This window comes from Psychromonas sp. Urea-02u-13, assembly GCF_002835995.1.
Classification (GTDB): domain Bacteria; phylum Pseudomonadota; class Gammaproteobacteria; order Enterobacterales; family Psychromonadaceae; genus Psychromonas.
Genome location: NZ_PJBZ01000035.1, coordinates 49218 through 73362, shown reverse-complemented (window position 1 = coordinate 73362; position 24145 = coordinate 49218). Strand labels below are relative to the sequence as shown.

Below are 24145 nucleotides of genomic sequence, written 5' to 3'. Positions count from 1 at the left end.
AGATCTTTCTGTTTGCTTTTTAAACAAATACTTCAATAAAAGCTTGTCATGTCACACGAATACTGTATTATGCACCAACTTGCTCAAGTAGCAGGCGGGCAACAGGCCCATAACCTTACTCTAATTTAGAGTTTTGTTATCAAAAAGCTTCCGATTGGGAAGCAATAAGTTTGAATATACACTTGAATTCTATCTAGGATAGTCTGTCAGGTGTTTATTTGTATGTCGTATTTTTAACTATTGGAGTTTTGGTCCATGCAGAACCAAAGAATCCGTATTCGCCTTAAAGCTTTTGATCATAAATTGATCGATCAATCAACGGCGGAAATCGTTGAAACTGCAAAGCGCACAGGTGCTCAGGTACGTGGTCCTATCCCACTACCAACTCGTAAAGAGCGTTTCACAATACTAGTATCACCGCATGTAAATAAAGATGCACGTGATCAGTATGAGATTCGCACTCACAAGCGCTTGATTGATATCGTAGAACCAACTGAAAAGACTGTTGACGCACTAATGAAGCTAGATTTAGCTGCTGGCGTTGATGTTCAAATCAGTCTGGGTTAGAAAGGAGTTATTGCAATGACAATCGGTCTAGTAGGTCGTAAAATTGGTATGACTCGTGTCTTCACTGAAGACGGTGTTTCTATCCCAGTTACAGTTCTTGAATGTACACCAAACCGAGTTACTCAAGTTAAAACACTTGATATTGATGGCTACCAAGCTATTCAAGTAACAGCTGGCGCAAAAAAAGCTAGCCGTGTAACTAAGCCAGAAGCTGGACACTTTGCGAAAGCAGGCGTTGAAGCGGGTCGTGGTCTATGGGAATTTCGTCTCGATGAGAACGAAGGTACTGATATCGTAGTTGGCGCTGAGCTAAGTGTAGAGCTTTTCAATGATATTACGAAAGTAGATGTAACAGGTCAGTCTAAAGGTAAAGGTTTCCAAGGCGGTATTAAGCGTTGGAACTTCTCTATGCAAGACGCAACTCACGGTAACTCACTATCACATCGTTCAAATGGTTCGATTGGTATGTGTCAAACTCCGGGTCGTGTTTTCAAGGGCAAAAAAATGTCTGGCCACATGGGTGATGAGCGTGTAACGACTCAGAATCTTGATGTTGTTCGTATCGACGTTGAACGCAACTTACTGCTCATTAAAGGTGCAGTACCTGGTGCGAAAAACGGCGATGTGTTCATTAAACCTGCTGTTAAAGCATAACCAAGGAATTAGTAATGGAATTGGTATTGAAAGATGCACAAAGTGCACTTGAAGTTTCTGACGCTACCTTTGGACGCGAATTCAACGAGGCCCTAGTACATCAGGTAGTCGTTGCGTATGCAGCTGGTGCTCGTCAAGGAACTCGTGCTCAAAAAAACCGTTCTGATGTAAGCGGTGGCGGTAAAAAGCCATGGCGTCAGAAAGGTACGGGCCGAGCTCGTGCTGGTACAATCCGTAGCCCTATTTGGGTTGGTGGTGGTGTTACTTTTGCTGCGCGTCCTCAGGACCACAGCCACAAAGTAAACAAAAAAATGTACCGTGGCGCAGTGAGAAGCATTCTGTCTGAACTTGTTCGTCAGGATCGTCTAATCGTTGTAGAGAACTTTAGCGTTTCAGCTCCTAAAACTCAGGAATTGAAAGCTAAGTTAAAAGAAATGGAACTGAAAGACGTTCTAATCATTACTGAAGAATTAGATGAGAATCTATTCTTAGCAGCACGTAACTTATACAAAGTAGACGTTCGTGATGTGCAAGGTATTGATCCAGTAAGTCTTATCGCTTTTGATAAAGTAGTGGTAACTGCCGCGGCAGTTAAGAAGATTGAGGAGAGCTTAGCATGATTAGTGAAGCACGCTTATTACAAGTGATCCTAGCACCACATATCTCTGAAAAGGGTACTTTATCTGCTGAAAACCATAACACTATGGTATTCAAAGTTGCTGGTACAGCAACTAAAGCAGAAGTCAAAGCAGCAGTTCAGAAACTATTTGAAGTTGAAGTGACTGGTGTTCGCACATTAAACGTGAAGGGTAAAACCAAGCGTACAGGTCAACGTATTGGTCGCCGTAGCGACTGGAAAAAAGCATACGTTACTCTGGTTGAAGGTGCAGACATCGATTTCGCTGGCGCTGAGTAGAGGAATTAATAATGGCTATTGTAAAATGTAAACCTACCTCGCCAGGTCGTCGCCACGTTGTTAAAGTGGTTAATCACGAACTGCATAAAGGTAAGCCTTACGCTCCACTTTTAGAGGCTAAATCTAAATCTGGTGGTCGTAATAATGGCGGTCGTATTACGGTTCGTCATATCGGTGGTGGTCACAAGCAACACTATCGTTTAGTTGACTTTAAGCGTAATAAAGACGGTATCCCAGCAAAAGTTGAGCGTTTGGAATATGATCCAAACCGTAGTGCAAACATCGCACTAGTACTTTATGCTGATGGTGAACGTCGCTACATACTAGCTCCTAAAGGGCTACATGCTGGTGATATGATCCAATCTGGTGATGATTCGCCTATCAAAGTGGGTAACACTTTGCCAATGCGTAACATTCCAGTAGGTACAACTGTACACGCTGTTGAAATGAAACCTGCTAAAGGTGCACAAATTGCACGTTCAGCTGGTGCATACAGTCAAATCGTAGCTCGTGATGGTGCATATGTAACTCTACGTTTACGTAGTGGTGAAATGCGCAAAATCTCTACTGAGTGTCGTGCAACAATCGGTGAAGTTGGTAATGCAGAACATATGCTACGCCAATTAGGTAAAGCTGGTGCTACGCGTTGGCGTGGTGTTCGTCCTACCGTTCGTGGTGTTGTAATGAACCCAGTTGACCATCCACATGGTGGTGGTGAAGGTAAAACTAGTGGTGGTCGTCACCCTGTTTCTCCTTGGGGTGTCCCAACGAAAGGCTACAAAACTCGTAAGAACAAGAGTACTGATCAGTACATTGTTCGTCGTCGTAATAAGAAATAAGCAGAGGTATCGCCATGCCACGTTCTCTCAAGAAGGGTCCATTCATTGACCTACACTTGCTGAAGAAGGTAGAGAAAGCGATGGAAAGCGGAGAGAAGAAACCAATTAAGACTTGGTCTCGCCGTTCAATGATCATTCCAGATATGATTGGTCTAACCATCGCTGTCCATAACGGGCGTCAACACGTACCAGTATTTGTAACCGACGAAATGGTCGGCCAAAAATTGGGTGAATTTGCACCAACTCGTACTTACCGTGGCCATGTCGCGGATAAGAAAGCGAAGAAATAGGAGTATTTATGGAAGCTTTAGCTAAACATTTATTCGCTCGTTCTTCAGCTCAGAAAGCGCGTTTGGTAGCAGATCAAGTACGTGGTCTTCCAGTTGAAAAAGCACTAGAACTTTTATCATACAGCCCTAAGAAAGCAGCTGTTTTGATTAAAAAAGTTGTAGATTCTGCAATTGCAAACGCTGAGCATAATGAAGGCGCTGACGTTGATGAACTAGTTATCACAAAAATTTGTGTTGACGAAGGTCCAACAATGAAGCGCATCATGCCACGTGCGAAAGGCCGTGCCGATCGTATCATGAAGCGTTCTTGCCATATCACAGTAGTGGTATCAGACAGGGGTTAAACAATGGGACAGAAAGTTCATCCTAACGGTATTCGCCTAGGTATCACTAAAGCATTTAGCTCTACTTGGTATGCAGGCACAAAAGATTTTGCAGATAACTTATTCAGTGATCACGAAATCCGTAAATTTTTAACAGAGAAATTGAAAAACGCTTCTTTGTCTAAAATTACCATTGAACGTCCAGCGAAAAGCGTACGTGTGACTATTCACACAGCTCGTCCTGGTGTTGTAATTGGTAAAAAAGGCGAAGACGTTGAGAAGCTACGCACAGCTATTGCTAAAATGGCAGGTGTTCCAGCTCAAATCAATATCTCAGAAATTCGTAAACCTGAACTTGACGCAAAACTAGTAGCAGATTCTATCTCTTCTCAGTTAGAGCGTCGTGTAATGTTCCGTCGTGCTATGAAGCGTGCGGTACAAAATGCTATGCGTCTTGGCGCTAAAGGCATTAAAGTTCAAGTTAGTGGACGTCTAGGTGGTGCAGAAATCGCACGTGCTGAATGGTATCGTGAAGGTCGTGTACCTCTACATACTCTTCGTGCAGATATCGATTACTCAACATCTGAAGCGTTAACTGTTTACGGTATCATCGGCGTTAAAGTTTGGATCTTTAAAGGTGAAGTTCTAGGTGGTTTACCACTAGCAGTAGAACCTACACCTTCTAAACCAAAACGCAAAGGTCGCAAGTAGGAGTAATATCTAATGATGCAACCAAAACGTATGAAATTCCGCAAAATGTTCAAAGGCCGCAACCGTGGTCTTTCGAAAGGCGCGGAAGTAAGCTTTGGCGAATTTGGACTTAAAGCAGTCGGCCGTGGCCGAATCACTGCTCGCCAAATCGAAGCAGCACGTCGAGCAATGACTCGCCATGTGAAACGTCAAGGTAAAATCTGGATCCGAGTATTTCCTGATAAACCGATTACCGGCAAACCGTTAGAAGTTCGTCAAGGTAAAGGTAAAGGTAATGTTGAGTACTACGTTGCTCAAACTCAGCCAGGTAAAGTTCTTTATGAAATGGAAGGTGTTCCTGAATCTTTAGCTCGTGAAGCTTTTGCTTTAGCAGCGTCTAAACTTCCAATCGCAACAACTTTTGTAACTCGTAAGGTGATGTAATGAAAGCTACCGAACTTAAAGATAAAAGTGTTGAAGAGCTTAATGCTGAACTTTTAAACTTATTACGTGAGCAATTTAACTTACGTATGCAGTTAAACACTGGTCAGTTAGAAAAGCCGCACTCAGTTAAACAAGTGCGTCGTGACATAGCCCGTGTTAAGACAGTACTAAATCAGAAGGCAGGTGCGTAATGAGCGAATCTAATACTCGTACTCTTCAAGGTAAAGTTATCAGTGCAAAGATGGAAAAATCTATCGTTGTAGCTATTGAACGTAAAGTGAAGCATCCGTTATACGGTAAATTCATGAAGCGTACTACTAAGCTACATGCACATGATGAAACAAACCAATGTAACGAAGGCGATGTTGTTTTAATTAGCGAATGTCGTCCTTTATCTAAGAATAAATCTTGGACATTGGCATCAATCGTAACTAAAGCTTAATCTAATTCATTAGATTTTAACGTAGTTACATATCTATAAACGGCACTCATTTACGGGTGCTGTTTTTTTAGACTATCTTTCTCTAAAAGTTGGTGGTATATTACCGCACCCATAAAGATATGGGTAAGCAACTCGAGAGAGTTTAGTTAATTGAAAATAGCGGAGCACTGTAATGATCCAGATGCAAAGTGTGCTTGACGTAGCCGATAATTCCGGCGCTCGACGCGTAATGTGTATTAAGGTCCTTGGTGGCTCGCATCGCCGTTATGCAGCAATCGGTGACATCATCAAAGTTTCTGTAAGAGAAGCTATTCCTCGCGGTAAAGTGAAGAAAGGTGATGTTCATTCAGCTGTGGTTGTGCGTACCAGAAAAGGTGTACGTCGTCCCGATGGTTCTGTAATTCGATTTGATCGCAATGCAGCGGTTATGTTGAATGCAAACAACCAGCCAATCGGTACACGTATCTTTGGCCCTGTAACTCGTGAACTTCGTAATGATAATTTCATGAAGATTGTTTCACTGGCGCCAGAAGTACTGTAAGGAATCGAAATGGCAGCAAAATTAAAGCGTGACGATGAAGTAATTGTTATTACTGGTAAAGATAAAGGTAAAACTGGTAAAATTTCTACAGTTTTAGCGAACGGTAAAATAATTATTGAAGGTGTAAACACTGTTAAGAAACACCAAAAGCCAAACCCGCAAGCGGGCGTAACTGGTGGTATTATTGTACAGGAAGCACCAATCGAAGTATCAAATGTTGCGATCCTTAACTCGGAAACGGGTAAAGCGGATCGTGTTGGATTTAGACTTGAAGACGGCAAAAAAGTACGTTTTTTCAAATCTAATAATGAACTTGTGAAGTAACTGGAGTTTACGATGGCGAAACTGCATAATTTCTATAAAGACAACGTGGTGTCTGATTTGCAAAAGCAATTCGGCTACACGTCTGTTATGCAAGTCCCTCGAATAGAGAAAATCACCCTAAACATGGGTGTTGGTGAAGCACTGGCAGATAAAAAAGTCCTAGAGCACGCAGCGTCAGATATGGCTGCAATCTCAGGTCAAAAGCCAATGATCACTAAAGCACGCCGCTCTGTGGCAGGCTTCAAAATTCGTGAAGGCTACCCTATTGGTTGTAAAGTAACACTACGTGGCGCACGTATGTGGGAATTTTTTGAGCGTTTGGTAACAATCGCTATCCCACGTGTACGTGATTTCCGTGGCCTAAATGCTAAAGCATTTGACGGTCGTGGTAACTACTCTATGGGTGTTCGTGAGCAAATCATTTTCCCTGAAATTGATTACGATAAAGTTGATAAGATTCGTGGATTAGATATCACAATCACAACATCAGCTAAGACTGACGAAGAAGGACGTGCTTTATTGACTGCGTTTAACTTCCCATTCCGTAAGTAAGGTGTAAATAATGGCTAAACAATCAATGAAAGCGCGTGAAGTAAAACGCACGAAGCTTGTTGCAAAGTTCGCTGAAAAACGCGCTGCTTTAAAAGCAACAATCAGTGGTATTGACTCTAGCGATGAAGATCGTTGGAATGCAGTATTACAGCTTCAAACGTTACCTCGTGATTCAAGCTCTGCACGTCAACGTAACCGTTGTCGCGTGACAGGCCGTCCACATGGTTTTCTTCGTAAATTTGGCATGAGCCGTATTAAGGTTCGTGAGCATATGATGCGCGGAGAAATCCCTGGCTTGAAAAAAGCCAGCTGGTAATCAATTAATCACGGAGTAAATAGTTATGAGCATGCAAGATCCTATTTCGGATATGCTTACGCGTATTCGTAACGGTCAAGCAGCAAGCAAAGTATCTGTAAAGATGCCTTCTTCTAAGCAAAAAGTTGCAATCGCAGCTGTGCTTAAAGCAGAAGGTTATGTTTCAGATTTCTCTGTTGCTGGTGACACAAAGCCTGAATTAGAAGTTACTTTAAAGTACTTCGAAGGCAAAAAAGTTATCGATACCATTAAACGAGTTTCTCGTCCTGGCCTACGTATCTACAAAGGTACGTCTGACTTACCAAAAGTTATGGCTGGTTTAGGTATTGCGATTATTTCAACTTCTCAAGGTGTAATGACTGACCGTGCAGCGCGTAAAGCGTCTATCGGTGGTGAAATCATCTGTTACGTATCATAAGGAGTAGTCTATGTCTCGTATAGCTAAGGCACCGATTACTATTCCTGCTGGCGTAGAAGTTAAAGTAAACGGTCAAGAAGTTACTGTTAAAGGTAACAAAGGCGAATTAGTTCGCACTCTTAATGATGCTGTAGTTGTTAGCTTAGAAGAAGGTGTAATTACATTTGCACCTGCTGAAGGCTTTAAAGACGGTTGGGCGCAAGCAGGTACTGCTCGTGCTAACCTTAACAACATGGTTGTAGGTGTAACTGAAGGCTTTAAGAAGACTCTTCTTCTTCAAGGCGTTGGTTACCGTACACAGGTTAAAGGTCAAGATGTAAACCTAACTTTAGGTTTCTCTCATCCTGTTGTTTATTCATTACCTGAAGGTATTTCTGCTACGGCGCCAAGCCAAACAGAAATTATCATCGAAGGTTCTGACAAGCAACAAGTTGGCCAAGTAGCTGCAGAGATTCGTGCATTTCGTCCACCAGAGCCTTATAAAGGCAAGGGTGTTCGTTACGCTGATGAAAACGTGCGTCGTAAAGAAGCGAAGAAAAAGTAAGGTAAGAACATGGATAAGAAATCATCTCGTCTTCGTCGTGCAACTCGCACACGTAAGAAGTTACAAGAGCTTGGTGCTACTCGTCTAGTGATCAACCGTACACCTCGCCATACTTACGCGCAGGTAATTACAGCTGACGCATTAGTCGTAGCAAGTGCTTCTACTCTAGAGAAAGAAGTACGTGCTCAAGTGAGCAACGGTGGCAACAAAGAAGCAGCTCAACTAATTGGAAAATTAGTTGCAGAACGTGCGGTAGAGAAAGGAATTAGTAAAATTTCTTTCGACCGTAGCGGTTTCCAGTACCACGGTCGTGTAGCAGCATTAGCTGAAGCAGCTCGTGAAGCTGGTCTTCAGTTCTAAGGGTAAAGATTATGTCTAAAGTAGAATCTCAAGCCGGTGATCTGAACGAAAAGCTAATCGCAGTGAACCGAGTTTCAAAAGTAGTTAAAGGTGGTCGTATCTTTAGCTTCACAGCACTAACAGTTGTTGGTGATGGTAGTGGCCGTGTTGGTTTTGGTTACGGTAAGGCGCGTGAAGTTCCAGCAGCTATTCAAAAAGCTATGGAAAAAGCACGTCGCAATATCAGCGAAATCCAACTTAAAGGTAACACTCTGCAACATCCGATCAAGGGTCGTCACTCTGGATCTAAGGTGTACATGCAACCAGCATCTGAAGGTACTGGTATCATCGCAGGTGGTGCAATGCGTGCCGTATTAGAAGTTGTTGGCGTACAGAATGTACTTGCTAAAGCTTACGGCTCAACTAACCCAATTAACGTAGTTCGCGCTACGCTTGATGCACTAGAGAACATGAACTCTCCAGAGCAGATTGCAGCTAAGCGTGGCCTAAGTGTTAATGAATTACTGGGATAATTAAGCATGGCTACTAAAACAATTAAAGTAACTCAAACCAAAAGTGCAATTGGCCGTTTACCAAAGCACCGTGCAACGATTACAGGTTTAGGCCTGCGTCGCATCGGTCACACAGTAGAGTTGGAAGATACTCCATGTGTACGTGGTATGGTTAATAAAGTATTTTATATGGTTAAGGTTGAGGGGTAATTATGAAATTAAATACTCTATCTCCAGCAGCAGGCGCTAAGCACGCTGCTAAACGTGTAGGTCGTGGTATCGGCTCTGGAAATGGCAAAACTTGTGGTCGCGGCCATAAAGGTTTGAAATCTCGTTCAGGCGGTAAAGTACGTCCAGGTTTTGAAGGCGGTCAAATGCCTCTAAAACAACGTTTACCAAAATTCGGTTTTACATCTCGTAAGTCTCTTGTTAGCGGTGAAGTTCGTTTGAACGAAATTGCTAAAGTAGATGGCGAAGTTGTAACAATTGAAACGTTGAAGCAGGCAGGTCTACTTGTAAACACTATTAAGTTTGCAAAAGTAGTTCTTTCTGGTGAGATCTCTCGTTCAGTTACAGTTAAGGGTCTTCGTGTAACGAAGGGTGCTCGAGCTGCAATTGAAGCTGCGGGCGGAAAAATCGAGGAATAATAGGCAATGGCTAAGAAACCAGGGTTAGACCCTAAAGCAGTTCAGGGCAGTAATTTAAGCGAACTTAAAACACGACTTCTGTTTGTTTTAGGTGCGATATTAGTGTTCCGTATGGGCTCTTTTGTTCCGATTCCTGGTATTGACGCCGCTGTCCTAGCTGATCTTTTTAACCAGCAGAAGGGTACCATCATAGAAATGTTTAACATGTTCTCTGGTGGTGCGCTTGAACGTGCATCTATATTTGCACTGGGTATTATGCCGTATATTTCGGCCTCTATTATTATCCAGTTGATGACTGTTGTTCACCCACCTTTAGCTGAGCTAAAGAAAGAAGGTGAGTCAGGTCGTCGTAAAATAAATCAATATACACGTTACGGTACTTTGATCTTAGGTACATTCCAAGCAATTGGTATTGCAACCGGTTTGCCAACGATGATGCCAGGTCTGGTTGAAAATCCAGGCATGGCATTTTATATCACGGCAGTTGTGAGCTTAGTTACAGGAACAATGTTCCTTATGTGGCTAGGTGAGCAAATTACTGAACGCGGTATCGGTAATGGTATTTCTATCATTATCTTTGTAGGTATTATTGCTGGATTGCCAAGTGCAATTGGGCAAACAGCTGAGCAAGCACGTCAAGGTGAAATTCATCTTCTAGTGTTATTAGCATTAACTGTTATCGTTTTCGCAACTACTGCTTTTGTAGTATTTGTTGAACGTGGTCAACGACGTATCGTTGTTAACTACGCAAAACGTCAACAGGGCCGTAAGGTTTTTGCTGCGCAAAGTACACATCTTCCATTGAAATTAAATATGGCTGGTGTAATTCCTGCAATTTTTGCCTCAAGTGTTATCTTATTTCCTGGTACAATCGCTGCTTGGTTCGGTCAGACTGAAGGTTTAGGTTGGTTATCTGACGTTTCTTTGGCTCTACAGCCAGGGCAACCGCTACATATGATGTTATATGCAGCTGCTATTATCTTCTTTTGCTTCTTTTATACAGCACTTACGTTTAATCCACGTGAGACTGCTGATAATTTGAAGAAAAGCGGTGCCTTTATTCCAGGTATACGTCCCGGAGAACAAACGTCTCGTTACATTGATAAAGTAATGACTCGCCTAACTTTAGCTGGCGCGTTATATATTACCTTTATCTGTTTGATTCCCGAGTTTATGATGGTTGCAATGAATACGCAGTTCTACTTCGGTGGTACTTCGCTATTAATTATCGTTGTTGTTATCATGGACTTTATGGCACAGGTACAGACTCATTTGATGTCTAATCAATATGACTCTGTCTTGAAAAAAGCTAACTTAAAGGATTACGGCAAATAGCCTAATCTGGAAAAGTTATACTAACTACGGAGTGTTGCAATGAAAGTTCGTGCATCCGTTAAAAAAATCTGTCGTAACTGCAAAGTTATCAAGCGCCACGGTGTGGTGCGTGTTATCTGTGTAGAGCCAAAGCATAAACAACGCCAAGGCTAATCCAGATTTTGGATCTATTGCTTAGGTAGTTTACTGCCTAAGCTATTTTTTGTTTGATAAATCATCATTTGTAGAGTATCCTACCGGGCTTTTCACAAATGAATCGTTAACTTTTAAGGAGTGCATAGTGGCCCGTATCGCTGGCATTAACGTTCCTGATCATAAGCATATCGTGATTGCATTAACTGCAATTTTTGGTATTGGTAAAACTAGCTCACAAAAAATCTGTGCAGCGACTGGTTTTGCTGAATCAACGAAGCTTAAAGATCTGGAAGAATCACAAATCGAAGCTATTCGTACTGAAGTAGCAAATTTCACCGTTGAAGGTGATTTACGTCGTGAAGTATCTATGAACATCAAGCGTCTTATGGACCTTGGCTGTTACCGTGGACTTCGTCATCGTCGCAGCTTGCCTGTACGTGGACAGCGTTCTAAAACGAATGCTCGTACTCGTAAAGGTCCGCGCAAAGCAATCAAGAAATAAGGGTAAGAGATAATGGCTAAGACTCCAACTCGTGCTCGCAAGCGCGTTAAAAAGCAAGTTGCTGATGGTATGGCTCATATCCATGCTTCTTTCAACAACACAATCGTCACTATTACAGACCGTCAAGGTAATGCTCTTTCTTGGGCAACTGCCGGTGGTTCTGGTTTCCGTGGTTCACGTAAATCTACTCCGTTCGCTGCACAGGTTGCTGCTGAACGTGCTGCTGAAGCAGCTAAAGAGTACGGTCTTAAAAACGTAGAAGTTTTTGTAAATGGACCTGGACCTGGTCGTGAATCTTCGATTCGCGCACTAAACGCGGCGGGTTTCCGTGTAACTAATATTACTGACGTTACACCAATCCCACATAATGGTTGTCGTCCACCAAAGAAACGTCGCGTTTAATCGCAACTTTCTAAGGTAATTGGAGAAAGAACAATGGCAAGATATTTAGGTCCTAAGCTTAAGCTTAGCCGTCGTGAAGGCACAGATTTATTCCTTAAATCTGGTGTTCGTGCGATCGAATCTAAGTGTAAGATTGACAATGCACCTGGTGTGCATGGTGCACGTAAACCACGTCTATCTGACTACGGTTTACAACTACGTGAAAAGCAAAAAGTTCGTCGTATGTACGGTGTACTTGAAAAGCAATTCCGTAACTACTACAAAGAAGCAGCTCGTTTACAGGGCAACACTGGCGAAAACTTACTTCAACTTCTTGAAGGCCGTTTAGACAATGTTGTTTACCGTATGGGTTTTGGTGCTACTCGCGCTGAATCACGTCAATTAGTTAGCCACAAAGCGCTAATGGTTAACGGTACAGTTGTAAACATTCCATCTTTCAATGTGAAAGCTGGTGATGTGATCGCTATTCGTGAAAAAGCTAAAAAGCAAGCACGTATCGGCGCTGCACTAGAGATTGCTGGTCAACGTGAAGCCCTAAGCTGGGTTGCTGTTGATACAACGAAGATGGAAGGCGCATTTACTCGTCAACCTGAACGTTCAGATTTATCTGCTGAGATTAACGAACAGTTAATCATCGAACTTTACTCTAAGTAAAGTTAACTGCTAAGAGAGGACACAAATGCAGGGTTCTGTAATTGATTTTCTAAAACCAAGATTAGTTGATATCGAACAAGTCAACGCAACTAGAGCAAAAGTGACTTTAGAGCCACTTGAGCGTGGTTTCGGCCACACTCTAGGTAACGCGCTTCGTCGTATCTTATTATCGTCTATGCCTGGCACAGCGGTAACTGAAGTTGAAATTGATGGTGTACAACATGAGTACAGCACCAAGGAAGGCGTACAAGAAGATATCCTTGAGATTCTTCTTAACCTGAAAGGTCTAGCTGTAAAGCTTGAAGGTAAAAACGAAGTTCTAGTTAGTTTAACTAAATCTGGCGCTGGTCCTGTTACTGCAGGCGACATCATCCATGATGGTGATGTAGAGATAGTCAACCCAGAACATGTGATCTGTCATTTAACGGGCAATGCTGAAATCAGCATGCGTATTAAAATTGAATCAGGTCGCGGTTATGTTCCAGCTTCATCACGTATTCATACTGAAGAAGATGAGCGTCCAATTGGTCGTCTATTAGTAGACGCGACTTTTAGCCCTGTTGAGCGTATTGCTTACAGTGTTGAATCAGCTCGTGTTGAACAGCGTACCGATTTAGACAAGCTTGTTATCGATATGGAAACGGATGGTACACTTGATCCTGAAGAAGCAATTCGTCGCGCAGCTACAATTTTAGCTGAGCAATTAGACGCATTTGTTGATTTACGTGAAGCAAGTACGCCAGTAGTTGAAGATGATAAACCTGAGTTTGATCCTATTCTTTTGCGCCCAGTAGATGATTTAGAATTAACTGTTCGTTCTGCTAACTGTTTGAAAGCAGAAACGATTCACTATATCGGCGATCTGGTACAACGTACCGAAGTTGAGCTTCTAAAAACACCTAATTTAGGTAAGAAGTCATTAACTGAGATCAAAGATGTTCTTGCATCACGTGGACTATCTCTAGGCATGCGTCTAGAAAATTGGCCACCAGCAAGCCTAATCGAAGATTAATAAACCAATCATCGACTAACGAATAATAAGGATTAAGTCATGCGTCATCGTCACAGTGGACGTCAACTTAACCGAAACAGCAGCCATCGTCAGGCTATGTTTCGCAATATGGCAATTTCAATTGTTGAACATGAAGTAATTAAGACTACTTTACCTAAAGCAAAAGAACTTCGTCGTGTAGTTGAACCTTTAATTACACTAGCTAAAACGGATAGCGTTGCTAACCGTCGTTTAGCTTTTGCTAGAACGCGTGATAACGCTGTTGTAGCTAAACTATTTAATGAATTGGGTCCTCGTTACGAGGGTCGCCCTGGTGGTTACACACGCATCATTAAATGTGGTCTCCGTACTGGTGATAAAGCTCCTATGGCTTACATCGAGTTGGTTGACCGTCCAGTAGTAGCTGACGAAGAAGCGTAAGCCTCTTTTAAGGATCGGCTTCAAAGTTACTTGCGTTTTTGTTTTCAAAATAACTCGTCATTTTAGGTTTTTTGAAAACAATTTAGCGCAAGTTATTTTGTAACGATTCCTAAGTTACATTAAAAAAGCCGAACTTTTGTTCGGCTTTTTTGTATCTGGAATTCAGCTGTTAGTCATTAGCTGTCAGCTATCAGTGAGTTCAAAAGAAGATTTTTATAAATACTTATCAGTTGCTAGTCATTAGTAATTAGTGAAACCACTAACCACTAACCACTAATATTATTTTCTAACTACTAATCGTATTGTTTTAACTTTAATTCAACTGTGTGGCTGATAAGCTTTGAGAGCTCTTCAAAACACACTTTACGGACACTATTCTTACGGCAAACTAGCCCGATTGTTCTATTGGGAGTGGGTTGCTTAAATGGGATGTATTTAATACCCGCTTGATTTCTGCTGGTTGGAATCGCTAATTGTGGTAATAGAGTCAAACCATTATCTGCACTGATCATATGACGTAGAGTTTCTAAGCTGGTTGCTTTAAAGCTATTATCTTCAATTGCACCGGCAGCAAAGCAGAAACCCATGGCCTGATCGCGTAAGCAATGACCATCTTCAAGCATTAATAGATGCTCACCTGAAAGCTCCTCTATGCCAACTTCGTTTTTACTTGCCCATTGGTGATTTTCTGATAGTGCTAACTCTAAGGGTTCATTATAGAGGGAGTATTGCTGTAGTGATTCCATGCCAGGTAATACGGCGAGTAGCAAACAATCTAATTCACCTTCTTCAAGCTGTTTGATCAGCACATCTGTTTGATTCTCATGTAAATATAACTCTAAGTCAGGAAAATTCTTCTTCATTGTTGGGATAATTAACGGCAGAAGATAAGGGGCTACCGTTGGAATCAAACCAATATGTAGAGTACCTTGCATCGGTTCATTATGGCTTTTCGCTATTTCTTTGAGTGCTTTTGCTTCCATTAAAATAGTTTTGGCTTTACTGACGATATCTAAGCCTGCCTGTGTAAATATCACTTTACGTGATGAACGCTCCATAAGTTGTACGTTGAGTTCATCTTCAAGTTTTCGGATTTGGCCACTTAATGTTGGCTGACTCACAAAGCACTTTTCTGCTGCTTTACGGAAATGCTTTAATTCTTCAAGCGCAATTAAATACTCTAAATCTCTGAAATTCATATTATATTTCCCATATTCATTACTTTGGCATAGCTCTTGCTTTGTATGGCTTGTAACAACAACTTTTTGGCTAGGAGCTTATTATGATGCAATTAATTCAACGTGTAAAAGATCAGCAAGGCATTACGCTGACAATGGCTTGGATGTGTATCGCCTGCGCGACACTGTTAGTCGCACCTGTTTCGATAGTGCAACTTTCAGGTATAACAGAGTGGTCTCAACTATACACCCCTTATATTTGGATTTTAGCGCTATTAACGGGCTCATTTCTTATCACAAGTGTCGTTAATTGGTTATTTACCTATTTTAAACAAGAATATTGCAATCGTAGAGAGTCTAGCTGTCGTAATATGATGATTCGCCGTTTAGATTTTGAAGAAAAAGCCATCTTGCGTGAATTTATAATCCAGCGAAAAAATGTGCTGGCGCTACCAATGCGTGAGTTAGCAGTGAGCAATTTATTAGAATCAGGTGTTTTAGTCCCTGCTTATGAAACTCAAGAGATAAAAGGCAGCGCGCGTATCATCAAGCTTTCAATTGCTGTTGATGCACGTGAGCAACTAACACATAAAGTATTGGGGTTACCTGTCGGAAAATTGACAGAAGAAGAAGCAAGTCAGCTAAAAGCGGCAAGACCTGATTATGCGCGTAGTAATTACATCCCATTACGCGATTAACTCTGGCCAAATTACCTGCTTAACCTAAGAGGCACTGTGCCTCTTTTCTCTTTTACACGTGATTAATTGAAATACCTTATTCGATCTTAGGGCTTAGCAACTATTACAGCGATAGATTCGTTTAGGGACAGGGCTGGGTATAATAAAGACTGAGCCAATCATTTTTTGTTAAGCCTCTATTAATGTTGATTAAATACAGTCATTTAACCATTACTTAGAAAGTCCCCACTAAACAAGTTAAGCCTTCAACTTCCCCCACCAAGTCTATTTAAATCATCACTTGTTGAGTTTTGCACCTTGAATGATAACGGGTATAATAGTCTTTTTTGAATGTTATATTTGAGAGTTATTATGACCCCTGAACGCTTTGCTCGTATTACCGATATGCTTGATCGTCGCCAACCTGAATTAACTGTCTTTTTAGAGCAAGTACATAAACCACATAATCTAGCCGCTATCGTGCGTACAGCAGATGCAATTGGCGTTAGTGATGTGCATGCTACCTGGGAAGACGAAGAGATGAAGCTTGCAGGTAACAAAAGTGCAACGGGCAGTCAAAACTGGGTTAACATTCATTCTCATGATACGACCTCTGAAGCGATTCAAGCATTACGCGATCAAGGCATGCAAATCATTGCAACTAACCTCTCTGCGACCGCAATCGACTTTCGTGAAGTTGATTACACCAAACCAACCGCTATTATATTAGGCCAAGAGAAAACCGGTATCAGCGATGAAGCACTCGCATTGGCCGATCAAGATGTCATTATCCCAATGGTGGGTATGTGCCAGTCACTCAATGTTTCAGTCGCATCAGCATTGATTCTCTATGAAGCACAGCGTCAACGTGAATTAGCAGGTATGTACGCGGGTAAGTCTCGTTTACCTAAAGAAGAAATAGATCGCATTCTTTTTGAAGGCGGACATCCTATCTTTAAAAGAATATGTAACGAAAAAAATCAGCCCTATCCGAAACTTGATGACCAAGGTCAAATTGACGAACCTGACGAGTGGTGGCAAGCAATGCGTTCGGGTAAAAAATAGGATAATTGATTGAAACTATTTGAATCTCGTTTGCTAGCAGAAGGGGTGCGTGCCATTGAAGGTCACTCACCCACTTTGTCTACTTGTGCGCAAAAAACTAAAGAACAAAGTTTTGAAACCTTACTGTTAGCGCGTGCTCAGGAACAAGATCAGAAACTAGAAATTAGCGTTTTATTTACACACTTCAAAAAAGTCATTTCCAATGTGTATTTATTATTAGCCTTACTGGTGTTTGTTAGCGGTGGTATCGCAGTACGTAACGTATTATTTACTGAACCTTTAATATCGGTTAATTTCTTCTGGGCATTTGCACTGTTTTTCATACCCAATATTCTTATGTTCATCATTTGGTTATTGTTTTTCATAAAACCCCTGCTTCTACAAAATAGTAGCCTAGCACGATTTAGTTTACTGCTTATCAAACAATGTGAAGTCCGTTTCAATAAACACTTACACGCGAAAAAACATTATCACAGCCTATTTCAGTGCTACTTCAATATCCACTTTGCTAAAGACTTAGGTCGCTATCAGCTCTCGAAATTAACTCATCTTCTTTGGCTTAGTTACTTTAGTGGCGCAACCTTAGTGTCGGTTGTTTTATTGGCGACGCATCAAGTAGATTTTATTTGGCAAACAAGTATTTTATCCAGCGATGCCTTTCAGTCCTTAACGCAATTACTTGCCTACCTGCCTCAACAGTTAGGTTTCCCAGTCCCTTCTATCGAGCAAATTGAGCAAAGTTATTTTGCCACGAGTAATTAGCTTGAAGGCGAAAGTATGCGTTTAGCTTGGTCAAGCCTGCTCATTAGTAGCTTACTTCTCTACGGGATATTACCGAGATTATGCTTGTTTTTATTGATGGCTTATCAGTTGAAGGGCAAAAAAATAGCTTTCAAACTGGATTTAAGCGAGAGCTATTATGTGCAACTACGTCAGCTATTAAAACCTAATAAAACGAGCTTAGGTATTACTGACGCTGACGATGAAATATTGCCGATTAATAGTGTGCACAACAGTGTGGATAAACAATCAATTAAGGTTTCTTTAAGCGAAGAAAGTTATCCCGTTGCTATTGAGTTGTCGGCTAAACAACACGGCTTAGCGACTGAACATCTTCATGGGTATAACCCTCAGTTTGTTGAACCGCTCATTAACGCCTGTGATCATCAAACACAACAATCGGTTATCGCGTTGTTAACAAAGTGTGAGCATAAAACGGTTGTTCTTTATGTTGGCGCTAATCGTTTACCGGATCGCGGTTTAAAACGTTTTATTACAACACTAACATCACTAGCCGATAAAGAATTTCAGTTGTATATGATTGTTGAAAATGACCATAGTCGCCAACGTGACAGTGATTGGTATCAGCTAGCGAATACAGTTGGTATTAAGCTCGATAATATCTTACATATCGAAGTTGCAGACGCTGAGCATGAATAAACCTTACCTACTGATTAATGATATTGAAGGCGCTAACCATGAATGATTTATCTGTTGCGGTTGTTGGGCATGCTAATGCCGGAAAAACCTCATTAATGCGCACTTTACTGCGCGATAGTGAATTTGGTGAAGTCGCAGACCAAGCGGGAACGACACGCCATGTTGAAGGTGGCGCATTATTGATTGATGAAAGCAAACGTTTAGCACTCTTTGATACACCTGGGCTTGAAGACTCTATTGCACTGTTATCTATCCTAAGTGATTATTTTCCTGAACAAAATGTTGATGGAATAGAGCGTTTAAACTATTTTTTAGCGCGTCTCAATGATTACCCTGAGTTACAGCAAGAAGCCAAAGTGCTACGTGCATTACTCAATAATGATCTTATTTTTTATGTGATTGATTTACGTGAGCCTGTTTTAGGTAAATATCACGATGAGCTAAAAATTCTTAGTTATGCCACTAAACCCGTTATTCCCGTGCTTAATTTTACGCAGCAGGGCGCTGAAAATATTCAGCTGTGGAAAGATCAATTAGCACGCCTTAATTTTCACGCTTATGTCAGTTTCGATAATGTGCATTTTAAATTTTCCGATGAACTTAAAATCTATCAAAAGATGCAGACCTTGTTGGCAGATAAAGAGGCTTTCTTAGATGAGCTGATTAAGTTACGTGAATTGCAATGGGCTGAAACCTTTAACAGTGCCAAGCAACTTGTTGCAAACTTAATGATTGAAGCGGGTAGTGTGCGTTACCAAACAGATGATAATGAATCTGCTATTGACGCTCAGACAACCTTGCTCCAGCAATCTGTTCGCCAAGCAGAAGCACATTGCGTTAAACAACTTTTACAGCTTTATCAATTTCGTCAGGATGATCTGCAAAATCATGAACTGCCTGTGCAGCAAGGTCAGTGGGCATTAGATCTATTTTCCACTGATAACTTACAAGCGTTTGGTATCAAGCTAGGTGGCCATATTGCCAAAGGCGCGGGTGTTGGTGTTGCTATCGATATCGCTGTTGGCGGTATTACTCTTGGTGCAGCCGCTTTAAGTGGTGGTGTTGTTGGTGCGCTATGGAGTGTGAAGCAACGTTATTACAATGAGATACAAGCAAAAATAAAAGGTAAACGTTACCTTTGTGTAGATGATGCCACTTTGCAGGTTCTATGGCTCAGACAGCTACAATTACTGGGTACACTTCAGCAACGAGGCCATGCAAGTTTCGATAAAATCACATTGCAGAATAGCATTGAAATAAGCGCAGATAACTTACCTAAAAAATGGAACCGTTACCTGCGAAAATGTCGCTCTCATCCACAATGGTCATCGTTAAATAAACAAGCTTATTTGGATGACCGAAGTAAACGAGAAGCGCTTTTAGAGCAACTGATTAGTGAAATTTAGCTGTTTTTTGTAACTACTCAGGCCGTTGCCATTTAAGCCTAGTTCATCGTTGAAAAATGCTCATTTAAACCATTAAACTGCGCTTTTTTGCCTTGAACTATGCATAAATGGCTTATCCCTGAGCATTTACAGTTTATCTTTATAAAAATAACTCAAATTCGAAGGAATGCTGAGTAGTTACTTATCTTCAAGTCTGTTTTTAAAGTAATAAGCTGTAAATAGCAGTGCTATTGTCACCCCAATGACATCCGTTATTGGAAATGCCCACCAAATGCCTTTTACGCCTAACCAAGCTGGTAGACTCAAAATCAACGGTAGTAACAATATATAAGTACGTGCCGCTTCCAATAACATTGCGGGTAACGCTTTACCCATTGCTTGAAAAATCGTACTACACATCATGCCCGCTGCTGTGGTAATAAACCCTAGGAATACGATTGAAGAAATATTACTCGCCGTTTCAATGAGTAGTTTATCTTCAGTAAACAGCTGTAATAACCATTGTGGTTTAAATACCAGTAATAGTGATACACAAGTGGTCCAAATCGTGCCAATCATAATCGCGGTAAAGAAGGATTGCTTAACTCGTTTTAATTGGCCTGCACCAAAGTTGTAGGCTGCTAATGTTTGTAGTGCAATGGTCATACCTAGTAAAGGTAAAAACAATAACATAAAGCTTCGTATTATTAGCCCGTGTGCGCTGAGTAACAGGCTTGCATCAGCGTTGCTGTATTTAGTTACGGAGAAGATAGTCACTGCAATGGTAAATGCGAAACCACTGTGGGAAAGGAAAACAGGAAAACCTAAGCTCACGACCTGTTTATGAATATTAACGTTAAAGCGGAATGCTTTTCGTGTTAGTTGTAAACGATCTTTACCATTCATCTGTAATCGCACCGCTAAGCTAAATGAGCATAACATTGCAAGGACAGTTGCCCACGCCGCGCCTGGTACTCCCCATTCAAATGCAAAGATAAATAGTGCATCAAAAGCGACATTGAGTAGCGAACCTAATAACATCACTTTCATCATATCTTGCGGTTTACCGGCTGCGCGAAAGCTTTCTGTAAGCGTGCCCGAGGCAAAACTAATGGTGGTGATAAGCAGAATAGGCACTAGGTAAGCATCGGCATCATTGAGTAATTCTTGTGGCAGGGCTAATAACTGATAAATTTGAAAGCGTATTAGATACAACAAAACACTAAGGCCAAAACCAATCGCAATAGAGAATAATAAGCTACTGCTGAATATTTGGTTGGCCGTTTGTTTATCTCCACTGCCTAAATGCCGAGAAATAATAGACGCCATGCCACTGCCAAGCATGGCACTGATGCTAATAATTAACATATTAATGGGGAAGACCGCTGATACCGATGCCATGGCATTAATACCGACACCACGGGTAATAAATATCGCATCAACAAAGCTGTATAAGCCATTTATCATTAACGCAATAATAATAGGAAATGCTAACTTTAAGAATTGTCCACCAATCGCATGGGTTAATAGCGGGTGACTGTGGCTTGTTTGACTCGCCACTTCAATCTCATCCGTGTCTAATGTTAACTGTGTATTACTCATCTTATATTCCTTTATTAAATCACAATATTCAGAGCAACAAACCGGGTCAGTTTACTTTAATCAATACTTCCACATGAAAAATGTCGTTATTACAATCAATGTTTATATAGCGCTCAATAACATATTCATAGGTAATATTGAGGTGCGTATTGGCAAAATAATCACTTAATATCCATAGGTAAAGCTGTTGCATTTGTTGCTGCATTTCGCTCTTTTTTCCTGAATATTCAATCGCCAAATAGCGACCTGCTTTCTGTGTTCTTACACAGACATCTGATTGTTTAGCCCATTCAATATCATCAATGACATAAGCGGATTCATAACGGCACATCTGTTCTGGGGTAAGCCACATATTATCAAAACAGAATGCTGCGCTTTTTCCTGCTTCCATTGGGATGTTATGTCGTGCTAACCACTCGCGCATATTTTCCCATGCGCCATTAATCCCCTCTATCGCATATCCTTGAGTGCTAGCGATGGTGCAATAGTGAGTATCAGCAAGCTTAACCACTTCAATACGTATTATTTTCGATTTAACAACGTCACTCTGTTGCTCAGAGAGACTGCCATTATAGGTAGTCGCGGGAGATATCTCTTTTCCATACTTGCTAAAGAGTTTTCCATTCTTGCTGTTTATGCCGGGTGTAGCTTTGCGATGTTGTGAAGGGGTGAAACCAAAATAGGCTTGAAATGCTTTACTAAAATTTGCAGAAGATGAAAATCCACAGTTCTCACTCACCTCGGTAATAGTGGGTTGGTTATATCGGAGTAAACAATGAAAGGCTCTTTCAAGTCGTTTTCTACGAACAAACTGATTAAAGGGTTCGTTAGTAATGCTTTTGAAAATACGATGGAAATGAAATTCTGAAAGATATACCTGTTTTGCAACCTCTGCAATGCTCAAGGGGGCGGTGATATTTTCTAATACGTAATTAATCGCATTATGGACACGTTGTTGGTCCTTAAGTAGCATTTTTTCTCTTCCATGAGTCAAAGTAAAGTGTTCAAAATACTAGCTTGATAGCGTTCGTTATACAACCACATCAAAACATCTCATACCTATTTCGTCATCCTTGTTAGTCTTAATAACCTTGTTAGCTTTAATGTTAAAGCCCTAATTCAGGGGCTTCGATAAAATTGAGAATCACTACAGTGCTAAAAAACGCTTCTTTAAAGCACAAATAGAGAAAAGCTATTCTAGATCAATAGTTGACTGTTTTAGTATGGTATTTTCCTGCCTGAAATTTAGATTTAACAACTTTCTAACCTTGTTGATAGCAAGGTTTTAGTGCAATGAATTAGAGGAAATTATTATGTTTTGTATTCAATGTGAGCAAACTATTCGTACACCTGCGGGTGATGGCTGTTCTTATTCTCAAGGTCTATGTGGTAAAACAGAGGAGGTTTCAGACCTTCAAGATCTGCTTATCTATGCATTACAAGGTACCTCTTTCTATGCTGAAAAAGCGCGAGAATTTGGCATCGTGAATGCTGAAATAGATGCGTTTGTACCTAAAGCCTTTTTTGCCACATTAACAAACGTGAATTTCGAAGCTGACCGCATTGAAGGTTACGCTTATCAAGCACAAGCTTACCGCGAGTTACTTAAAGACAAGTATCAAGCTGCTTGTTTAGTTGCTGGTCAAAAACCTGTTGAAGACAGTAAAGTGACTGCGTTTATTTTAGCGAATAGCCGTGAAGCATTACTCGAACAGGCGATTAACGTTGCTGTTAATCGTGGTAAAGAGTTAGTCAGTGAAGACATTATGGGTCTGCGTTTATTATGTTTGTACGGCTTAAAAGGTGCAGCTGCTTACATGGAACATGCTTATATTCTGGGTCAAAGTAATGAAGAGATTAACGCACAATTCCACCAAATATTTGCATGGTTAGCAACTGACTCAGATGACTTGGGTAAATTGCTTGAAACAAGCATGGCGATAGGACTGATGAATTACAAAGTGATGGAGATGTTAGATCACGGCGAAACGACTAAGTACGGCCATCCAACACCAACAACGGTGAATGTTAAATCAGTAGCAGGCAAAGCAATTTTAGTTTCAGGTCACGACTTGTGTGATTTAGAGATGATTCTAAAACAAACCGAAGGTAAGGGTATTAACGTGTATACCAATGGTGAAATGTTACCTGCTCATGGTTACCCTGAACTAAAAAAATATACGCACTTAGTGGCTAACTACGGTACGGCATGGCAAAACCAGCAGACAGAGTTTTCTGCTTTCCCTGGTCCAATAGTAATGACTTCTAACTGTTTAATTGACCCGAACGTAGGTGATTACGGTGATCGCATGTTTACCCGTAGCATCGTAGGTTGGCCGGGAGTGCAACATATTGAGGGGGATGATTTCAGTGTAGTGATCGAGTCTGCTTTAGCGCAAGACGGTTTCAAATACTCTGAAATCCCACATGAAATCACTGTAGGTTTTGGCCGTAATGCGTTGATGAATGCTGCACCTGCGGTTATTGAGCAAGTGAAAGCGGGCAATATCAAACACTTCTTCTTAGTGGGTGGTTGTGACGGTGATAAAGAGGAACGCAGTTATTACACTGATTTAACTAAAGCGATACCAAAAGACTGTGTGATTTTAACCTTAGCCTGTGGCAAGTTTAAATTTAATAAACTTAACTTTGGTGATATTAACGGTATCCCACGTTTATTAGATGTTGGCCAATGTAATGATTCATATTCAGCGATTCAGTTAGCTTTAGCACTGGCTAAAGAGTTTGATTGTGGCGTCAATGAATTACCGTTGAGCCTAGTACTTAGTTGGTTTGAGCAGAAAGCGATTGTAGTGTTATTAACGTTATTATCTTTAGGCGTTAAAAATATTCGTGTAGGGCCAAGCAAACCTGCTTTCCTAACCGATAACCTTATCAATGTATTACATGAACAGTTTGGTTTAACGCTGATCACTGATGTTGAATCTGACTTACAAGCGATGCTAGCTAAATAAAGCAA

General features: G+C 41.1%; 35 protein-coding genes and 1 pseudogene. 33 read left to right on the top strand and 3 right to left on the bottom strand.

Annotated features, from left to right (window positions below):
- Window positions 1–255: 255 nt before the first annotated feature.
- The 28 genes from rpsJ to rplQ all read left to right on the top strand — a co-directional run bounded on the left by rpsJ (window position 256) and on the right by rplQ (window position 13818).
- Window positions 256–567, top strand: coding sequence for a 30S ribosomal protein S10 (gene rpsJ / locus CXF74_RS00900; protein WP_011771756.1), 312 nt, complete (start codon window positions 256–258; stop codon window positions 565–567).
- Between the two features lie 15 nt (window positions 568–582).
- A complete protein-coding gene (gene rplC / locus CXF74_RS00895; protein WP_101080519.1) occupies window positions 583–1221 on the top strand; it encodes a 50S ribosomal protein L3 in 639 nt (212 codons plus the stop codon).
- Window positions 1222–1235: 14 nt separating this feature from the next.
- Window positions 1236–1841, top strand: a complete 606-nt coding sequence (gene rplD / locus CXF74_RS00890) for a 50S ribosomal protein L4 (protein ID WP_101080518.1) — start codon at window positions 1236–1238, stop codon at window positions 1839–1841.
- Window positions 1838–2137 carry a 50S ribosomal protein L23 gene (gene rplW, locus CXF74_RS00885; RefSeq protein ID WP_101080517.1) on the top strand — a complete coding sequence of 100 codons (300 nt, stop codon included), beginning with the start codon at window positions 1838–1840 and terminating at the stop codon, window positions 2135–2137. The genes rplD and rplW overlap by 4 nt, the downstream gene beginning before the upstream one ends.
- 11 nt (window positions 2138–2148) lie before the next feature.
- Window positions 2149–2976 (top strand): 50S ribosomal protein L2, encoded by an 828-nt coding sequence (gene rplB, locus CXF74_RS00880; protein ID WP_101080516.1) that lies wholly within the window; start codon window positions 2149–2151, stop codon window positions 2974–2976.
- Between the two features lie 14 nt (window positions 2977–2990).
- Window positions 2991–3266 (top strand): 30S ribosomal protein S19, encoded by a 276-nt coding sequence (gene rpsS / locus CXF74_RS00875; protein ID WP_101080515.1) that lies wholly within the window; start codon window positions 2991–2993, stop codon window positions 3264–3266.
- 8 nt (window positions 3267–3274) lie between these two features.
- The gene (rplV, locus tag CXF74_RS00870) at window positions 3275–3610 is read left to right on the top strand and encodes a 50S ribosomal protein L22 (protein ID WP_101080514.1); all 336 of its coding nucleotides are present in this window, start codon (window positions 3275–3277) and stop codon (window positions 3608–3610) included.
- A 3-nt stretch (window positions 3611–3613) separates the two neighbouring features.
- Window positions 3614–4300: a 30S ribosomal protein S3 gene (gene rpsC, locus CXF74_RS00865; RefSeq protein WP_101080513.1), complete on the top strand. Its 687-nt coding sequence runs from the start codon at window positions 3614–3616 to the stop codon at window positions 4298–4300.
- A gap of 12 nt (window positions 4301–4312) precedes the next feature.
- Window positions 4313–4723 (top strand): 50S ribosomal protein L16, encoded by a 411-nt coding sequence (gene rplP, locus CXF74_RS00860; RefSeq protein WP_101080512.1) that lies wholly within the window; start codon window positions 4313–4315, stop codon window positions 4721–4723.
- Window positions 4723–4914, top strand: a complete 192-nt coding sequence (rpmC, locus tag CXF74_RS00855; protein WP_101080511.1) for a 50S ribosomal protein L29 — start codon at window positions 4723–4725, stop codon at window positions 4912–4914. Before rplP ends, rpmC begins: the two co-directional genes overlap by 1 nt.
- Window positions 4914–5165: a 30S ribosomal protein S17 gene (gene rpsQ / locus CXF74_RS00850; protein ID WP_101080510.1), complete on the top strand. Its 252-nt coding sequence runs from the start codon at window positions 4914–4916 to the stop codon at window positions 5163–5165. The genes rpmC and rpsQ overlap by 1 nt, the downstream gene beginning before the upstream one ends.
- 172 nt (window positions 5166–5337) lie before the next feature.
- Entirely contained in the window at window positions 5338–5706 is a 369-nt protein-coding gene (rplN, locus tag CXF74_RS00845; protein WP_101080509.1) for a 50S ribosomal protein L14, read from the top strand.
- Window positions 5707–5715: 9 nt separating this feature from the next.
- The gene (rplX, locus tag CXF74_RS00840; protein ID WP_101080508.1) at window positions 5716–6030 is read left to right on the top strand and encodes a 50S ribosomal protein L24; all 315 of its coding nucleotides are present in this window, start codon (window positions 5716–5718) and stop codon (window positions 6028–6030) included.
- 12 nt (window positions 6031–6042) lie between these two features.
- A complete protein-coding gene (rplE, locus tag CXF74_RS00835) occupies window positions 6043–6582 on the top strand; it encodes a 50S ribosomal protein L5 (protein WP_101080507.1) in 540 nt (179 codons plus the stop codon).
- Window positions 6583–6592: 10 nt separating this feature from the next.
- Window positions 6593–6898, top strand: coding sequence for a 30S ribosomal protein S14 (gene rpsN / locus CXF74_RS00830; protein ID WP_101080506.1), 306 nt, complete (start codon window positions 6593–6595; stop codon window positions 6896–6898).
- 25 nt (window positions 6899–6923) lie between these two features.
- Window positions 6924–7316, top strand: coding sequence for a 30S ribosomal protein S8 (gene rpsH / locus CXF74_RS00825; protein WP_101080505.1), 393 nt, complete (start codon window positions 6924–6926; stop codon window positions 7314–7316).
- A gap of 10 nt (window positions 7317–7326) precedes the next feature.
- Window positions 7327–7860, top strand: coding sequence for a 50S ribosomal protein L6 (rplF, locus tag CXF74_RS00820; RefSeq protein ID WP_101080504.1), 534 nt, complete (start codon window positions 7327–7329; stop codon window positions 7858–7860).
- Between the two features lie 9 nt (window positions 7861–7869).
- Window positions 7870–8220 carry a 50S ribosomal protein L18 gene (gene rplR, locus CXF74_RS00815; RefSeq protein WP_101080503.1) on the top strand — a complete coding sequence of 117 codons (351 nt, stop codon included), beginning with the start codon at window positions 7870–7872 and terminating at the stop codon, window positions 8218–8220.
- A gap of 11 nt (window positions 8221–8231) precedes the next feature.
- Complete coding sequence (gene rpsE, locus CXF74_RS00810; protein ID WP_101080502.1) at window positions 8232–8732, top strand: 30S ribosomal protein S5; 501 nt, start codon at window positions 8232–8234, stop codon at window positions 8730–8732.
- A 6-nt stretch (window positions 8733–8738) separates the two neighbouring features.
- Complete coding sequence (rpmD, locus tag CXF74_RS00805) at window positions 8739–8921, top strand: 50S ribosomal protein L30 (RefSeq protein WP_101080501.1); 183 nt, start codon at window positions 8739–8741, stop codon at window positions 8919–8921.
- 2 nt (window positions 8922–8923) lie between these two features.
- The gene (gene rplO / locus CXF74_RS00800; RefSeq protein WP_101080500.1) at window positions 8924–9358 is read left to right on the top strand and encodes a 50S ribosomal protein L15; all 435 of its coding nucleotides are present in this window, start codon (window positions 8924–8926) and stop codon (window positions 9356–9358) included.
- Window positions 9359–9364: 6 nt separating this feature from the next.
- A complete protein-coding gene (secY, locus tag CXF74_RS00795) occupies window positions 9365–10693 on the top strand; it encodes a preprotein translocase subunit SecY (RefSeq protein WP_101080499.1) in 1329 nt (442 codons plus the stop codon).
- Between the two features lie 39 nt (window positions 10694–10732).
- On the top strand, window positions 10733–10846 hold the full coding sequence (gene rpmJ, locus CXF74_RS00790; RefSeq protein WP_011770886.1) for a 50S ribosomal protein L36: 114 nt from the start codon (window positions 10733–10735) through the stop codon (window positions 10844–10846).
- A 127-nt stretch (window positions 10847–10973) separates the two neighbouring features.
- Entirely contained in the window at window positions 10974–11330 is a 357-nt protein-coding gene (gene rpsM / locus CXF74_RS00785) for a 30S ribosomal protein S13 (protein WP_101080498.1), read from the top strand.
- Window positions 11331–11342: 12 nt separating this feature from the next.
- Complete coding sequence (gene rpsK, locus CXF74_RS00780; RefSeq protein WP_019613697.1) at window positions 11343–11732, top strand: 30S ribosomal protein S11; 390 nt, start codon at window positions 11343–11345, stop codon at window positions 11730–11732.
- Between the two features lie 33 nt (window positions 11733–11765).
- Complete coding sequence (gene rpsD, locus CXF74_RS00775) at window positions 11766–12386, top strand: 30S ribosomal protein S4 (RefSeq protein ID WP_101080497.1); 621 nt, start codon at window positions 11766–11768, stop codon at window positions 12384–12386.
- A 25-nt stretch (window positions 12387–12411) separates the two neighbouring features.
- Window positions 12412–13398 (top strand): DNA-directed RNA polymerase subunit alpha, encoded by a 987-nt coding sequence (locus CXF74_RS00770; RefSeq protein WP_101080496.1) that lies wholly within the window; start codon window positions 12412–12414, stop codon window positions 13396–13398.
- Between the two features lie 39 nt (window positions 13399–13437).
- Window positions 13438–13818: a 50S ribosomal protein L17 gene (gene rplQ, locus CXF74_RS00765; RefSeq protein WP_101080495.1), complete on the top strand. Its 381-nt coding sequence runs from the start codon at window positions 13438–13440 to the stop codon at window positions 13816–13818.
- Window positions 13819–14111: 293 nt separating this feature from the next.
- On the opposite strand, the gene oxyR is transcribed toward rplQ, so the two are convergent.
- The gene (gene oxyR / locus CXF74_RS00760; RefSeq protein ID WP_101080494.1) at window positions 14112–15017 is read right to left on the bottom strand and encodes a DNA-binding transcriptional regulator OxyR; all 906 of its coding nucleotides are present in this window, start codon (window positions 15015–15017) and stop codon (window positions 14112–14114) included.
- Window positions 15018–15100: 83 nt separating this feature from the next.
- On the opposite strand from oxyR, the gene CXF74_RS00755 reads away from it, so the two are divergent.
- The 4 genes and pseudogenes from CXF74_RS00755 to CXF74_RS00735 all read left to right on the top strand — a co-directional run bounded on the left by CXF74_RS00755 (window position 15101) and on the right by CXF74_RS00735 (window position 19584).
- Window positions 15101–15694, top strand: a complete 594-nt coding sequence (locus CXF74_RS00755; RefSeq protein WP_101080493.1) for a superinfection exclusion B family protein — start codon at window positions 15101–15103, stop codon at window positions 15692–15694.
- Window positions 15695–16045: 351 nt separating this feature from the next.
- Window positions 16046–16738 carry a tRNA (guanosine(18)-2'-O)-methyltransferase TrmH gene (gene trmH / locus CXF74_RS00750; RefSeq protein ID WP_101080492.1) on the top strand — a complete coding sequence of 231 codons (693 nt, stop codon included), beginning with the start codon at window positions 16046–16048 and terminating at the stop codon, window positions 16736–16738.
- Window positions 16739–17074: 336 nt separating this feature from the next.
- Window positions 17075–18178: pseudogene (locus CXF74_RS22345) on the top strand (DUF2868 domain-containing protein).
- Window positions 18179–18216: 38 nt separating this feature from the next.
- Complete coding sequence (locus CXF74_RS00735) at window positions 18217–19584, top strand: GTPase/DUF3482 domain-containing protein (protein ID WP_101080489.1); 1368 nt, start codon at window positions 18217–18219, stop codon at window positions 19582–19584.
- A gap of 177 nt (window positions 19585–19761) precedes the next feature.
- Here the strand turns inward: CXF74_RS00735 and CXF74_RS00730 are convergent, their stop codons facing one another.
- Both CXF74_RS00730 and CXF74_RS00725 read right to left on the bottom strand, forming a co-directional pair.
- Window positions 19762–21165, bottom strand: a complete 1404-nt coding sequence (locus tag CXF74_RS00730) for an MATE family efflux transporter (RefSeq protein WP_101080488.1) — start codon at window positions 21163–21165, stop codon at window positions 19762–19764.
- 46 nt (window positions 21166–21211) lie between these two features.
- Window positions 21212–22138 carry an AraC family transcriptional regulator gene (locus tag CXF74_RS00725; RefSeq protein WP_101080487.1) on the bottom strand — a complete coding sequence of 309 codons (927 nt, stop codon included), beginning with the start codon at window positions 22136–22138 and terminating at the stop codon, window positions 21212–21214.
- Between the two features lie 340 nt (window positions 22139–22478).
- Between CXF74_RS00725 and hcp the strand changes: the two genes are divergently transcribed.
- A complete protein-coding gene (gene hcp, locus CXF74_RS00720; RefSeq protein ID WP_101080486.1) occupies window positions 22479–24140 on the top strand; it encodes a hydroxylamine reductase in 1662 nt (553 codons plus the stop codon).
- The last annotated feature ends 5 nt before the right edge of the window (window positions 24141–24145 follow it).